Origin of the sequence: Brachyspira catarrhinii (assembly GCF_005518285.1) — a bacterium.
Classification (GTDB): Bacteria; Spirochaetota; Brachyspiria; order Brachyspirales; family Brachyspiraceae; genus Brachyspira; species Brachyspira catarrhinii.
Genome location: NZ_SJDU01000704.1, coordinates 1 through 643 on the forward strand (window position 1 = coordinate 1; position 643 = coordinate 643).

Annotated in this window: 2 protein-coding genes; both read left to right on the forward strand. The window is 22.6% G+C overall.

Features of this window, described 5'->3' with window-relative positions:
* Positions 1-65 precede the first annotated feature (65 nt).
* On the forward strand, positions 66-407 hold the full coding sequence (locus EZH24_RS13135) for a hypothetical protein (protein ID WP_137999458.1): 342 nt from the start codon (positions 66-68) through the stop codon (positions 405-407).
* 100 nt (positions 408-507) lie between these two features.
* Positions 508-642 carry a hypothetical protein gene (locus EZH24_RS15355; RefSeq protein ID WP_272897909.1) on the forward strand — a complete coding sequence of 45 codons (135 nt, stop codon included), beginning with the start codon at positions 508-510 and terminating at the stop codon, positions 640-642.
* The last annotated feature ends 1 nt before the right edge of the window (position 643 follow it).

Genomic DNA, 643 nt, shown 5'->3' on the forward strand with positions numbered 1-643 from the left:
TTTAATTTTTTTGAAAGCGAGATATAAATAAGGCTATTGCCCGCCGTTGGCGAAGGAGGTTTTAAATGTTGAACGATATGAATAAAATAGAAAAAGAAATTAAAAAAATTATGCTTGAATATTTTCAAAAATATAGACGATATTCTTTTTTATCGATTGATAGTATTGAACAATTCCTTAAAATAAAAACCGAAGAAGTTAAATTAATAAACGGTATAATACAATTTAAAATCGGAGAGGAATATTTCAAATGTAAGCTTTCTCATAATAGAGATATACTTTTAACTCGTTATACTCCAGATATTAATGCATATTCTATTAAAGAGTTTTACTTTGACGATATTAAAAAATTTATAAAACTTATAAATAAATTGATAAATGAAAATAAAGAAGGAGAATTAAAATGAAAGAGAAAATTTTAGAAATAATTAATAGAAAAGATTTGAAAGATAAAGAGAAAATAGCTTTAATAAAATATTTTGTAGAAACTATGGAGGATGAACAGCAATGAAATATTATGTAATATTTAAGAATTTAGAATTTCTAATTGCAAATAGCGAAAGCGAAGCAAGAGCTATAAAAAGAATATTTAAGTCAAAAAATATTAAAATCAAAATAATAGAATGCAAAGAGGATAAATAAA